This is a genomic window from Streptomyces sp. NPDC042102 (assembly GCF_055582305.1).
In genome coordinates, this window is record NZ_JBVJDL010000001.1 from 1789508 (window position 1) to 1803545 (window position 14038).

General features: G+C 75.1%; 10 protein-coding genes. 8 read left to right on the plus strand and 2 right to left on the minus strand.

Going from position 1 to position 14038, the window contains the following annotated elements; all coding sequences use genetic code 11:
* Window positions 1–97: 97 nt before the first annotated feature.
* From ACZ6KO_RS07435 to ACZ6KO_RS07465, 7 genes are all read left to right on the plus strand, one after another.
* Complete coding sequence (locus tag ACZ6KO_RS07435; protein WP_469301149.1) at window positions 98–3013, plus strand: helix-turn-helix transcriptional regulator; 2916 nt, start codon at window positions 98–100, stop codon at window positions 3011–3013.
* A 149-nt stretch (window positions 3014–3162) separates the two neighbouring features.
* Window positions 3163–4410 carry a PucR family transcriptional regulator gene (locus ACZ6KO_RS07440; RefSeq protein ID WP_469301151.1) on the plus strand — a complete coding sequence of 416 codons (1248 nt, stop codon included), beginning with the start codon at window positions 3163–3165 and terminating at the stop codon, window positions 4408–4410.
* A 190-nt stretch (window positions 4411–4600) separates the two neighbouring features.
* Window positions 4601–5467, plus strand: a complete 867-nt coding sequence (locus ACZ6KO_RS07445; RefSeq protein WP_469301153.1) for an alpha/beta fold hydrolase — start codon at window positions 4601–4603, stop codon at window positions 5465–5467.
* Between the two features lie 37 nt (window positions 5468–5504).
* The gene (locus tag ACZ6KO_RS07450; protein ID WP_469301155.1) at window positions 5505–6371 is read left to right on the plus strand and encodes a helix-turn-helix domain-containing protein; all 867 of its coding nucleotides are present in this window, start codon (window positions 5505–5507) and stop codon (window positions 6369–6371) included.
* An 81-nt stretch (window positions 6372–6452) separates the two neighbouring features.
* Window positions 6453–6836 (plus strand): VOC family protein, encoded by a 384-nt coding sequence (locus ACZ6KO_RS07455; protein ID WP_469301157.1) that lies wholly within the window; start codon window positions 6453–6455, stop codon window positions 6834–6836.
* Between the two features lie 201 nt (window positions 6837–7037).
* Window positions 7038–8252 carry a 4-hydroxybenzoate 3-monooxygenase gene (locus ACZ6KO_RS07460; protein ID WP_469301159.1) on the plus strand — a complete coding sequence of 405 codons (1215 nt, stop codon included), beginning with the start codon at window positions 7038–7040 and terminating at the stop codon, window positions 8250–8252.
* Window positions 8253–8369: 117 nt separating this feature from the next.
* On the plus strand, window positions 8370–10127 hold the full coding sequence (locus ACZ6KO_RS07465) for a methyltransferase (protein WP_469301162.1): 1758 nt from the start codon (window positions 8370–8372) through the stop codon (window positions 10125–10127).
* A 55-nt stretch (window positions 10128–10182) separates the two neighbouring features.
* On the opposite strand, the gene ACZ6KO_RS07470 is transcribed toward ACZ6KO_RS07465, so the two are convergent.
* Window positions 10183–11067 carry an alpha/beta hydrolase gene (locus ACZ6KO_RS07470; RefSeq protein WP_469301164.1) on the minus strand — a complete coding sequence of 295 codons (885 nt, stop codon included), beginning with the start codon at window positions 11065–11067 and terminating at the stop codon, window positions 10183–10185.
* Window positions 11068–11124: 57 nt separating this feature from the next.
* A complete protein-coding gene (locus ACZ6KO_RS07475) occupies window positions 11125–12207 on the minus strand; it encodes a helix-turn-helix domain-containing protein (protein WP_469301166.1) in 1083 nt (360 codons plus the stop codon).
* 164 nt (window positions 12208–12371) lie between these two features.
* Here ACZ6KO_RS07475 and ACZ6KO_RS07480 point away from each other — a divergent pair.
* On the plus strand, window positions 12372–14038 hold a 1667-nt coding region (locus ACZ6KO_RS07480; RefSeq protein WP_469301168.1), incomplete at its 3' end, for an ATP-binding protein.

Below are 14038 nucleotides of genomic sequence, written 5' to 3' on the forward strand. Positions count from 1 at the left end.
GAAGCCCGGGGAGGCGTTCATACTGATCCGCCGTACCGCGCGTGGAGCTCCGGCGTCATCCCGTGCGGCCCCCGGCCGGCGGAAAAGGGTGAACGGCATGACGACAGGGCCAGGCCCCTCTTCCGAGGACCCCGCCGGCGGGCCGACGCCGCTGCGCGGCCGGGAGGCGGAACAGTCGTTCATCGAAGCACGGCTCGACGCGCTCGGCCGCGGCGAGGGCGGGATCGTACGGATCGAGGGCCCGGCGGGGATCGGCACGTCCAGGATGCTCGTGGCCGCGTCGGCGTCCGCACGACGGCGCGGCATACGGGTGTTCCACGGGGGAGTGGACCCCGACGCGCCGCCGGTCCCGCTCGGCCCGCTGCTGGAGGGGCTGCTCGCGGGTCCGGAGCCGCTCGCCGACGCCGACCGCCTCCGGAACCTGGCGACGGTGCCCGGTCAGCGGTTCTGGCTGCTGCGGGAACTGGCCGACCGCCTGCGGGAGGCGGCCCGTGACCGGCCACTGCTGATCGTCCTCGACGACTTCCAGTGGTGCGACGACCTGACCCTGCTCACGCTCGGCACCGTCGTGACCGAACTGGCCCCGCACGCGATCCTCTGGCTGGTGGCCGTACGGGGTGCCGTCGTACCGCCGGGCGTGCGCACGACCCTGGACCGGATGCGACGGGCCGGCGCGCACGAACTCGTCCTGGGGCCGCTCACGGACCGGGCGAGCGCGCGGATCGCCGAGGACGTCCTGGGCGCGGTTCCCGGACCGGACGTCCTCGGCGTCGTCCGCAGCGCCGGGGGCGTGCCCGCGCTGCTGGTCGAACTGCTCGGCGCCGTACGGGAGGAGGAGGCGGTGACGACCGGGAACGGTACGGCGCGACTGACGGCCGGCGCCTTCCCGGTGCCCCCGCTGCCCTCCGTCGCCCGCCGCCTCGACCGGCTCTCCGGGGCGGCGCGCGAGCTGGTGGAAACGGCCGCCGCCGTGGGCGGCCCGGTCACCGTCGTGCGGCTCGCCGAGCTGCTCGGCAGGTCGCCGGCCGCACTGATCACCGCGGTACGGGAAGCCCTGGACGCCGAACTGCTCGCGGAACAGGGCGACTTCCTGGCCTTCGGCCACGATCTGGTCCGCCGGGCGGTCGCGGCCGGGCTGCCGCCCTCGGTACGCCAGAGCCTGCGCCGGCACGCCGCGGACGAGCCGGGCGGCAGCGCCGCGCCGGCCGACGGTCCGCCCGCCCCGCGGGCCGGTCAGGGGCGCCCCGGCGATGACCGCAGCGAGACCGACCGGTTGCGCACCGCCGCGGCGGAACTCGCGAGCACCGCTCCCGCGGCGGCCGCGGAACTGGCGCTGCGGGCCCTGGACGGCATCGCCGCGGACGCTCCCGAGCGGCCGCGGCTCGTCGCCGAGACCATCCCGCTGCTCTGGCAGGCCGGGCGGCCGGCCCGCGCGCGCGACCTCGGCGCCTCGGCCCTGGCGAGCGGCGGGCCCGGCGGCGGTGCCCCGGTGGCGGCCCCTGGGGCCGAGGACGAGGCACGGATACGCCTCGCCCTGGCCCGCCTGTCCAGCCAGTTCGACTTCACCGAGACGGTCCGCCAGGCCCGGACCGGCGCAGCGCTGCCCGGGATCCCGGCGGACCTGCGGGCCCGGCTGCTGGCGCTGGCGTGCCTGGGCCTGGCGATGTCGGGCGAGAACGAGGCGGCCGAGCGGGCCCTGCCCGCGGCGCTGGCGGCCACCGGGGAAGCGGGGGACCGTACGGCGGAAGCCACGCTGACGGTGGTCGAATCGGCCGTCCGCTTCGCCCGGTCGGACTGGGCCGACGCCCTGCGCCGGGCGGACCGGGCCGCCGCCCTCGCCGCCGGCCTCGGCATCGTCCATTCCTTCTGGGTTCCCGAAGCCCTCTGGCACGGTTTCCTGCTGAACCTCGCCGGCCGCTCCGGCGCGGCGCTCGCCGTCGCCGACTCCGGTGTCCGCGGCAGCCGGAACCAGGGCCAGGCGGCCACCACATGTCTGTGGCTCATGAACCGCACCCGGGCGCTCCTGGACGCCGGACGGCTCGCGGACGCCCGGGCCGACGCGGCGGCCGCGGCCGCGCTGACGGACGAGCTGGGCCTCGGCGACTTCGCCGACCTCACCCTCCGGTACGCGATGACGCGCGTCGCCCTCCACACCGGCGACCGGGCGGCCGCCCGGACGTACGCGGCCGAGGCACGGCGCATGCGCGACGGCGGCCCGCCCCTGGTCCGCACGGTCGGCTCCTGGCTCCTCGCCTTGATGGCCGACGCCGAAGGCCGGTCCGACCGGGCCCTGGCCGCCCTCGGCGAGGTCCTGCCCGCGCCCGGCGCGCAGCGGCCCGCACCCGACCGGGACGAGCCGTCACCCACCGCCCCCGGCCCGTTCCTCGACGCTGCCCCGCTCGACCCCGCCGACACCCCCGTCCTCGTCCGTATCGCCCTGCGTGCGGGCGCACTCGAGCGGGCCGTGCCCGCGGTCCACGCCGCCGAGCGACGGGCCGCGCACAACCCCGGCGTTCCGCTCCTGGCCGCCGGCGCCGCGCACGCCCGTGGACTGCTCGACAACGACCTCGGCCACCTCGTGCGCGCGGTCCGGCTGTACGAGGACTGCCCCCGGCCGATCGCCCGCGCATCCGCCCTGGAGGACGCCGGTCGCAAACTCGCGGCCACCCGGCTGTCCGAAGCCGTGCCGTACCTGGAATCGGCCCTCGCCCTCTACACCCGGGCCGGGGCCGACCGGGACGTCGCACGCGTCCGCCGGCGCCTGCGGGCCGCAGGCATCCGGCGGCGGCCCTCGACGGCCGGACACGACAAGGAATGGCCCGAACTGACGGGCGCCGAGCTCCGGGTGGCCCGCCTCGTCGCCCAGGGACTGACCAACGCGCAGGTGGCCGAGCACCTCTCCCTCTCGCCGCACACGGTGGGCTCGCACCTGCGCCGCGCCTTCACCAAGCTCGACCTCACCTCGCGCGCGGACCTGGCCCGTCTGGTGACCACCCGTGACGACGGAGCGTAATCACTTCGTATCCCCTGCCGGTGCCCCGTCAATGCACGATTCGTGCGATGTGCCGATCCCGGCCGTTCCTCAAAAATGATCAATGCCGCGGGCACGCCGGAGGGCGGCGCGCTCCGCGGGAACGCAGGTGGTCGAGAGAGGAACAGGGCATGACCGTCAGTCCCCAGCGAGCGCGACCCGGCAGTACGGAGCTCCAGGCGCTCGTCGACGACCTCGCGGAGACCCTGGGCCGCTCCGTCGTCGTCGACGACCCGCTGGTCCGCATGGTGTGCACGAGCCGCCACTTCGGCGACGAGGACCCGGTACGCGTCGGCACCCTGCTGCAGGGCCGCGCCGACAGCGCCGCGGTCCGGTACGTCCTCTCCGTGGGCGTGGCCCGGTGGACGCGCCCCGGATTCGTCGACGGCCGCCCGGACCTCGGACTGCTGCCCCGCTACGTCGTGCCGCTCCGGGCGCGCGGGCACCTCCTCGGGCTGCTGATGATCGTCGCGCCGGACCGGGCCCTCGCGGAACACGAGACCGCCGCCGTGGCGCGGGCCGCCGAGACGATGGCCGCCCAGATGTACGGGGAACAGCTGGCCTCCGACACCCGCAGGGCCGACGAACGCACCATGGTGCTGGAACTGCTGGACACCGACCTCGCCACGCGCACCGCCGCCCGCCGACGGGCCCTGGAACTCGGGCTGATCGGCGAGTCGGGCCACGTCCTGGTCACCACCGTCCAGCTGTGCCGCGGCACCGAGCCCGGGCGGCAGGCCGACACGGCCCTGTGGGCGGCGCTGGAAGGTCTGCGCCGGACGCGTACCGCACAGGGTCTCGTGGCGGTCTACCAGGAGCGGGCGGTCCTGCTCCAGTTGCGCGACCGGCCGCCCGCGCCGGAGGAGATCGCCGCCCAGTGCGCGCGCATCCTGGAGGAGCTGCGCACGTTCCTGGACCCGTCGGCGGTTCCCGTCATCGGCGTCGGCGGACGGCAGCAGGGCCTGGCCCACGCCTGGACCTCGTACGAGCAGTCGCTGGTGGCGGCCCGCGCGGCCCGCCGGCTGCCCTCGCTGGAGGGCGTGGGCGACTGGGAACGGCTCGGCGCGCTCGCGGTGCTCCTTCAGCTCCCCGAGCACATCCTGAACCCGTCCCTCGTGCCGGAGCCGCTGCGGATGCTCGACCGGGCCCACGGCGGCGACCGGCTGCGGGACACGCTGCGGTGTTTCCTCGAGAACGCCGGGTCGATCCCGAGGACCGCGGACGCGCTGGGCCTGCACCGCACCTCGCTCTACTACCGGCTGCGCCAGATCCAGGAGATCACCGGACTCGACCTGGACGACGGCGTCCACCGGCTCACCCTGCACCTGGGCCTCAGGACCGAGGAACTCCTCACCGCGGCCGCCCCCGCGCGCACGTGACCGGCCCCGGACCAGTCACGGAACGGCCCCGGACCCGACCCGAACCGCCCCGGCCCGCCCCGCTTCGACAGAACGAGAATGATCCACGCCCCGATTCCTACAGCACGCGGTGGTGGCGGCGCCGCGCCGCGTTCGAGGATGGCCGGGACGGGGCGGGCCCGCCGGCCCGCCCGTGAACAGGAAAGACACGATGAACGAAGTGATCACGACCGACGGCACGCGGATCGCCTACCGGGACACCGGCGGCGAGGGCGTCCCCCTGCTCCTGCTGCACGGCTGGGGCCAGACGCAGGAGATGTTCCGACACCAGACCGCGGGCCTCGCCCCCGGCCGTCGCATCGTCACCCTGGACCTGCGCGGGCACGGTCTGTCCGGCAAGCCGCGGTACGGCTACCGCATCGCCCGCCTGGCCGCGGACGTACGGGAAGTCGTCGACCACCTCCGGCTGGAGCGCTTCGACGCGCTCGGCTGGTCCATGGGCGTATCGGTCTGGTGGAGCTTCATCGACCAGTACGGCACCGGCCGGATCCGGCGCTTCGTCGCCGTCGACCAGCCGGCGGCCGTCGCCGCCGCTCCCTGGCTGACCCGGCAGGAGCAGCAGGAGTCCGGTGCCATCTTCGACGTGCCCGAACTCCTCGCCCTGTGCGCCGCGCTCGCCGGGCCGCAGGGCGACACGGTGCGCGCCGACTTCGTGCGCGGCATGTTCTCCGGCGATCCCGACCCGGAGCTGCTCGCCTTCGTCGCACGGGAGATCACCTCGACCCCCGCGTACGCCGGCGTACCGCTGCTCTTCGACCACTGTGCCCAGGACTGGCGCGACGTCCTGCCCCGGATCGACGTACCCACCCTGGTGATCGGCTGCGAGGGCAGCCACGTGCACCCCGACGCACAGCGCTACATCGCCCGGCGGATCCCCGGCGCGCGGCTGCACGTCTTCACGTCCGGCGAGGCGAACTCGCACTTCCCCTTCCTGGAGAACCCGGCCGCCTTCAACGCGGTGGTGGAGGAGTTCCTGGAGGAGTTCCTGGCCGAGGAGTCCCCGGACGCCCGGTCCTGACCCGGCCACCGCCACGTACCGTTCGGTGGGAGTACCCATGAAACAGACGCTGACCCCGACCCCCTCGCGGCTCGTGCAGGTCCTTTCCACGATGCCCGGCGGCGGCGACGGAACGTTCCTCTACCTCGGCATGCACGTCCACGGACCGGTCACGGTCGTCCGCGACGGGGCGACGAGCCCTCTGCGGCCGGGCGACCTCGTCTTCTGCGACCCGGCCCGTCGCCACCTGCTGCGCTTCGGCGACGACTGCCAGATGATCTTCTTCCGGATCCCGCGCTGCTACGTGGGCGTCACGGAGCCCGAGCTGCGGCGGGTGGTGGGCGTCCCCGTGCGCGGCGGCGAGGGCCTGGGCGCCCTGGTGTCGGACTTCCTCACGGCCTTCGCCGCGAAGTCGGAGTTCCGCCGGTCCACGATCGGGGACGGGCCGGCCCGAACGGCCGTTCACCTCCTGTCCGTGCTGGTCATGGAGCTCCTGGAGCCGGTCGCGGCCGGCGAGTCGGCCCCGGCCGGCCCGCCGAGGGCAGGCGACGAAACGCTGTCCCGGATCCGGTCCTTCATCGAGGAGCACCTACGGGACCCGGACCTCTCCCCGGAATCGATCGCACGCGCCCACCACATCTCCGTCCGCTACCTCCACCGGCTCTTCCAGAACGACAGCATGACGGTGAGCCAGTGGGTGCGCCGGCGCAGGCTGGAGTCCTGCCGGATCGAACTGGGCCGGTCCCGGCGCCGGTTCACCGTGGCCGCGGTGGCCCGCCGCTGGGGCTTCACCAGCCCCTCGCACTTCAGCCGCTCCTTCCGCGGCGCGTACGGCATGTCCCCCACCGAGTGGCAGTCCCTGGCGGCCTCGGCCCCGTCCCCGTCCCCGGCACCCCCGGCGGCGCTGACGAGGACCGTGTCATGAGCGCGGACGGTCCCGCCGTAGCGCGATCGGACTCGCGGCGCAGGACATAGAATTCGCCACCGTCTCCGTACACTGACGCGCATGGCATGCCGTATCAGTGAGCTGGTCATCGACTGCGCGGACCCCGAGGGGCTCGCCGCGTTCTGGAGCGAGGTCCTGGGCTACGTCGAACTCGGCCGGGAGGACGACGGAAGCATCGAGATCGGGCCGCCCGGCGCCGGCTTCGGCGGCCTGCAGCCCACGCTCATCCTCAACCCGAGCACCGACCCGCGGTCGGGCAAGCTTCCCCTGCACATCGACGTCAACCCCACCGACCGCGACCAGGACGCCGAACGGGAGCGGCTGCTCGCGCTCGGTGCCAGGCCCGCCGACATCGGACAGACCGGGACCGAGAGCTGGTACGTCCTGGCCGACCCCGAAGGCAACGAGTTCTGCCTCCTGCGCACCCGGCTCCAGCCCCTCTGACCGACGACGGTCCGCGGCGGAGCGTTGTGGGAGCGTGTGTCCGGCTCCGCGCGCCCGGCGCGCACGACCGGCCCGCCGCGGGCGGCCCTCCCGGCCCCGCCGTCATGGGCCGGGAACGGCCAGGTCGATTGTCACTCTATTCCCGCCTGGGGATGACTTGCGTGGTTTCACGGTTCTTCGCGCGCTTATGCTTCACCCGCTATGACGGAAAGTCAGAACTCCCCCTCCTTATGCGAAGCAGCCGACGTGGTCGTCCTCGGCGCCGGTCCCGCCGGGCTCGTTCTCGCAAACCTCCTGCACGCCGCCGGGATCGACTGCGTCGTCCTGGAACGCGCCTCCCGCGCCCATGTCCAGACCCGGGCCCGGGCCGGGTTCCTCGTGCCGAACACCGTGCGGATCCTGGACCGTCACGGCCTCGCGGACGGCCTGCACCGGCACGGCCGCCGCCACGGCACGTGCGAGTTCCGGACGGCCGACGGCCGGTTCCGCCTCGACTACGGCACCCGCGGCCACGGCGAGCAGCACCACGTCTACCCGCAGCAGAACCTGGTCACCGACCTCCTGACGCGCTACCTCGACCGCGGTGGACGCATCCGCTTCCACACCGAGGCGCTCGCCGTGCACGACGCCGACACCCCCCGGCCGTCCGTCACGACGCGCGAGCCCGACGGCCGCCCCGCCCGGTGGGCCGCCCGCTACGTCGCCGGCTGCGACGGACGGCACGGAGCGGCCCGCCGCTCCCTGCCGCCGGGTGCCGTACGCCACCACCACGACCACGGCGTGACCTGGCTCGGCCTGCTCGCCGGGACACCGCCGAGCCTCGACGCCGTCGGCTACGCCCTCCACGACCGCGGTTTCGCCGGACACATGGCGCGTACCGCGGAGATCACCCGCTACTACCTCCAGTGGCCGCGCGGTGTCCCGGCCGACGCCTGGCCCGAGCAGCGGATCTGGGACGAGCTCGACGTCCGGATGCGCGCCGCGGACTACGGCCCGCTGCGCCGGGGCACCTTCCTGGAACGCGGCATCGTCGACCTGACCTGCGACGTCATCGAACCGCTGCGGCACGGTTCGCTCTTCCTGGCGGGCGATGCGGCGAGCCTGTCGGCCCCGGCCGCCGCGAAGGGCGCCAACCTGGCGGTGCTGGAGGCCGAGCTCCTGGCGGAAGCCCTCGTCGACGCCCTCGCCCGGGGCGACATGAGGGCCCTCGACCGGTACTCCGACCAGTGCCTCGCGCACATCTGGCGGGCGCAGGAGTTCACCGGGTGGCTGACCCGGCTGCTGCACGCGGTTCCCGACCGGGACGAGGGTCCCGAATCGCTCTTCCACGCCGCTCTGCGGCGCTCCCGGCTCGACTCGCTGCGCACCTCGCGCGTCCAACAGGACTGGTTCGCCGAGAACTACGTCGGCGTGTGACGGCCGAGGCGGCCCCCGCCCCGTACCGCTCACCCGGCCTCCCGTCCCTGCCCGCGGGGCCGCCACCCTGCCCCCACCCCAGCCCAGACCCGTACTTGCCCGAGGACACCCCCCACGATGACGACGACGCTCTCCGACGAAACGATGCTTCTGGACGACACGGCACGCCTGCGCGCGGCGGCCGAGTTCGTCCGCGGGCACGACAGCGCCGCCCTGTTCCCCCTCCTCCTGCCCGGCCTCGACGGCCCGGACCTGAGGGCGCTGGCCGGGCACTGCCGGTTCGCCCACGCCGGGCTGCTGCTCTTCCCGCCGGACGAGGAGGGCCTGCGGGCCCGGCTCGCCGAGTGCGGGCTGGCCCCGGACACCCCTTCCCACCCCAGCGTGGTGGTCCGTGACCGCCTCGCCCGGCGCCACCGGCTCGATCCGGCGGAGCTGGACGTACGCATCCTGCGCCCGCAGGTCCACGGATCCGCCGGGGAACGCCGCGCGGTCGAGGTGTTCGCCCTGACCGTGCCCCCGCACTCCGGCCTGGAACGGATCGCCGCCCACGAACGCGCCCGCCGCCACGAGGCGCACCTCGCCTTCGAGGTCGAGCACCCGGACCAGCTGGCCCTGCGCGGCCTGTGCGCGATCCTCGTCCGCCACGGCGCGCGCCCCGACGGCGGCGGCTACAACCCGCACGAGGACGGCACGGTCCTGTACTTCACCGCCCCCGCCGATCCGGCCTGCGGATACCGGAGGCTGGAACTCTACGTACGCGGGGACCACCGCGACGCCCTCGCCGCGCACCTGGACCACCCCGACCGGCACCATCCCGGCGATGGCACACGGCCGCCCGCCGAAACGCTCCTTCGCCTCCTGACCGGCGCGTGGACGACGCAGGCACTCGCCGCCTTCGCCCGGCTGGGCCTGCCGGACGCGATGGACCCCCGCACCACGTACCGCGCCGAGGACCTCGCGCGGCTGACCGGCACCCACCCCCGGGCCCTCGCCACGCTCCTGCGCTACCTCGCCATGCTCGGCGCCGTCACCCAGGGCCAGGAGCCGGGCGGCTTCCGGCTGACCGGACTCGGTGCCCTGCTGCGCACGGACGAGCCGGGGTCGATGCGACCGCTGGCCCTGCTGTACGGCGGCCCGTTCTACCGTTCCTTCGGCGGCCTCGACCACGCCGTGCGGACCGGAGAGCCGGCGTTCGACCACCTCTTCGGCGAGAACCACTTCGACCACTTCGCCCGCGACCCCGACCTCGCCGACCTCTTCGACCGGTCCATGGCCGCGAGCTCACGGATGTTCCAGCCGCTGCCCGCCCACCCGGTCATCACCGCCGCGGCCCGGGCGTCCGCGCCCGCGACCGTCGTCGACGTGGCCGGCGGGACGGGAGAGCTCCTCGGCCGTCTCCTCACCGCGCACCCGCGCCTGCGCGGGATCCTCCTCGAACGCCCGCACGCCGTCGAGGCCGCCCGCCGCCTGCTCGACGCCGCGGGCTGCGGCGCGCGCTGCGACTACCGCGCGGGCGACTTCGCCGACGTGCCGCCCGGCGGCGACGTGTACGTCCTCTCCCGCGTCCTGCACGACTGGGACGACGACCGCTGCCGGGAGATCCTGCGTCATTGCGCCCGCGCGATGCCCGCCCACGCGGACCTGCTGGTCGTGGAACGGCTGCTGCCCGCCGACGGTTCCCCCTCCCTGGCCACCGCCTGGGACCTGCACATGCTGTGCAACGTCGGAGGCCGCGAACGCCGCACCGGCCATTACGCGCGCCTGCTCGCCGACGCGGGCCTCGAACTCGTCGGCCACAGCCCCCTGCCCCTGGACGCGCACGTCCTGCACGCGCGCAGGGCCGCCGTCCCGCCCGCCACCGCCCGGCGGGACTGAGCCGGGCGTGTCCTCGGGCGGCCTCCCGGCCGCTCGAGGACGGGCGGGGCGACGGTCACGCCGTGGAGCGCACGGCGGGATCGACGAAGCGGCGTACGAAGGTGAGGGCGGTGTCGGCGACCTCGCGCCAGCCGTGATCGATGGTCAGCGAGTGGCCGCGGCCGGGGATCTCGGTGATCTCGGTGACCGCGTGCTCGTTGTGCGCCTGCTTCTTGTAGGAGGCGTGGGCGATGGCCCAGGGAACGGTGTGGTCCTGCTGCCCGGAAATGATCAGCAGTGGTCCGCGGCCGGCCGCCGTGGTGTCGACCTTGGCCTCGGTCCACGGGTTGAGGTTCGCCACGGCCGCCTGGAAGAGCGGCTCGCCGGGGGCCGGGACGGCGAAGGTGCCGTACAGCTCGCGTGCTTCCTCCTCGCCGACCGCGTTGGCGAACGCGTAGCGGAACTGCTCGTACGTCAGGGGCACCGCCCGGTGGTAGTTGGCCGGGTTGCCGAGGACCGCGCTCGCGGCGCGCAGGGAGGACAGGGGGAGTGGCAGCACCCCGCGGAAGGGGGCCGGGTCGATGGCGACGGAAGCCCGGGAAAGGCCCCGGCCGGCGGTGATCTGGGTGATCAGGCCCCCGAAGGAGTGGCCGATGACGACGGGCTCGCGGTCGAGCCTGCCGATCAGGTCGCAGAAGTGGTCGGCGACCTGTCCCACGCTCTTTCCCGCGAAGACCTCGGGGTGGGCGTGGGCCTCCTCGACGGTCTCGGGGTCGTCGGGCCAGCCGGCGAGGACGGGCGCGAAGCCGGCCTCGTCGAAGACGGCCGCCCAGCGGTCCCAGCTGGTGGGCAGCAGCCACAGACCGTGGATGAACACGACGGGGACGCGATCGCAGGCGTTCGCCGCCTCGACCTGCGCGAGGTCACGGGCGTAGGAGGGGGTGGTTCCGGGTGACGACACGGGTTGCTCCTCGAAGGTGATGGGGGATCAGGTGGCGGTGGACCGGGTGAGGGGGGATCAGGCGGAGGGGGAACGGGTGGCGGACCGGAGCGGCGGCGCCGGTGGTCCGGAGTCCATCCGGCGGCGGCAGTTGACCCAGCTCCGGGGCGTCATCCCGTACGTTCTGCGGAACACCGTGCTGAAGTGGCTCGCGCTGGCGAACCCCCAGCGGTGCGCGACGAAGGAGACCGTGGGAACGTCCCGGCCGGCCCGGGCGAGCTCCCGCCGCGCCTCCTCCAGCCGGCGCTGCTGGATCCAGCGGCCGAGGGTCGGTTCCTCCTCGGCGAAGAGCCGGTACAGGTAGCGGACCGAGATGTGGTGGGCGGCGGCGATCGAGGCGGGCGAGAGCTCCGGATCGCCCAGGTTGCCCTCCACGTACGCGCGGATCCGCGCCAGCAGGTGGCCGGGGCGTCCGTCCCCGGCCGCCGTTCCCGAGGCCGCTTCCGCGACGAGGGTGGTCATCAGGTCCGTGACGTGACCGGCCACGCGGTGCCCCAGCGTGGTGCGCCCCGCCGCCACGGCCCCGGTGAAGCCGGCGAGGAAGGGCGACACCAGAGCGCCCACCCCGTCCCCGGGCCGGATGGCCGTGGCCAGCACGGAGCTGAGGTGCCGTTCGGGAACGGCGAGGGCCGACCGGGGCAGCCGGATCATGTGTGTCCGGCCGCGGTCGGGAAAGTCCAGGGTGACCGGACGGCCCGTCACGAACACTCCCATGTCCGCCTCGGCGAGTTCGGCCGTCCTGCCCTCCTGGGCCACCACGACCGTTCCCGCGGCCTGCACGACGGCCACCACGTACGAGGCGTGGCCGCGCTCGGCGGGCGGGGGAGTGCGGCGGATCCGGTGCGGAGCGGTGTCGAGGGTCGCCACCCGTACGTACGCGCAGTCGCCGACCGAGATGGCCCCCCGGAACGACGCGGTGTCGTGGGGCAGTACCACCACCGGCCCCAGCGTGCTGCCGACCCGGTCGGCCCAGAACGACACCGGGTCGGGCTCCGCGGCGGCGGAGGGGTGCGGGAGCGCGGCCGCGGCGGGCCCGTCGCTGCTGTGGGCCGGGCGGACCCGGCACGGCCCGCCGAGCTCGTCTGCTGTCTTTCGTGCCATGGCCGCAGCCTGCCCGGCACCCGGGCGCGTTCGAATCCCGGAAAACCCCCAGTCCCGTGCGGTGGAATCCACAGGGGACCGTGCGGCGGTCCCCACGCGGGGCCGGTCGGACCTGCCCGGACGCACCCCACGCCGTCGGTCGGCGCAACGGGTATCGTCCCTGCATGATCTTGAAGGGCCGGGAGGCCGAACGCGCCCGGATCGACCGGCTGCTCGACGACGCACGCGCCGGGATGAGCGGCGTCCTGGTCCTGCACGGCGACGCCGGCATCGGGAAGACGACGCTCCTGGACCACGCCGTCACCGCCGCCTCCGGTATGCGCGTGGCCCGCCTCGCCGGGATCGACGCCGAGCAGGAGCTGGGTTTCGCGGCCGTCCACCGCGTGCTGCTGCCGTTCCTCGACCGGCGCCGGGAACTGCCCGACCCCCAGCGCGCCGCACTGGAAACCGCGTTCGGGATGATCTCGGGCACGGCTCCCGACCGGTTCCTGGTGGGCCTCGCCGTACTCACCCTGCTCTCCACCGCGGCCAGGGCGCAGCCCCTGCTCGTGGTCTGCGACGACGCCCAGTGGATCGACCAGGAGTCCCTCGACGTCCTGGCCTTCGTCGCACGGCGCCTGCACGCCGACGGCATCGTGATGCTGTTCGCCCTGCGCGACGACGCCGAGGGCCGACGCGTACCGCCCGGCCTGCCCGAGCTCCACGTCACCGCGCTGCCGGCGGACGACGCGCGCGCCCTGCTCGCCGACCACACCGACGACGCCGTCGACCACGTCGTCGCGGCGCGCATCCTCGCCGAGGCCGCGGGCAACCCGCTGGCCATCCGCGAACTCGCGCGGAGCACCGCCCCGGGCGACATCGCCTTCGGCGGGCCGCTGCCCATCGGCCGGCGTCTGGAGGACCGGTTCCTCCGGCGCACCGGCGCCCTGCCCGGCCTGACGCGGACGGTGCTGCTCGCCGCCGCGGCCGATGCCACCGGCGACCTGCGTCTCGTACGGCAGGCCCTCACCCACCGGCTGCCCGTCACCCACGAGGAGGTCGCCGCCGCGTTCGAACAGGCCGAGCGCGAGGAACTGCTCGTCCTGCGCACGGCGCCCGGCACCTCCCCCTTCCGGCACCCGCTCATCCGCTCCGCCGTGTACGCGGGCGCCTCCCGGGCCGACCGACGGGCCGTCCACGCGGCCCTGGCCGCCGTCACCGATCCGCTGACGGACGCCGACCGCCGGGCCTGGCACCGCGCCGCGGCCGTCGACGGCCCCGACGAACACGTGGCCGCGGAGCTGCACGCCTGCGCCGAACGGGCCCGGGAGCACGGCGGATACCTCGCCCAGGCCGCCTTCCTGCAACGCGCCGCCGAACTCACCCCGGACCCGGCCGACCGGGCCGGCCGACTGCTGGAGGCCTGCGCGGCGGCCCTCATGGGCGGCGCGCCGCGACGCGGCGAGGAACTCCTCGCCCTGCTGGCCCCCGGTCCCGGGCTGCCCGTCCTGGGCGCCCACGCCGACCGCCTGCGCGGCCTGATCCACCTGATGCTCGGCCGGGAGGGCGCGGTCCGCCTCCTGCACGACGCCGCCCGCGTGCTGGCCGGGCACGATCCCGGCGCGGCCCGCGACACCCTGCTGGAAGCGGTCGACGCGGCGATGGTCGTCCCCCGGATCGGCCCCGCCACCAGCACCCGCCAGGTGGCCGGTACGGCGCTGGCCGTCCTGGCCGCCGCCGGGGGGCCGCGCCCCCCCCCGCCCCGCCGCGCCCCCCCCCCCCCCCCCACACACCCCCCCACCCCCCCCCCCCCCCCCCCGGCCGGCCGGGGCCCCCCCGCCGCCGGCCGCCC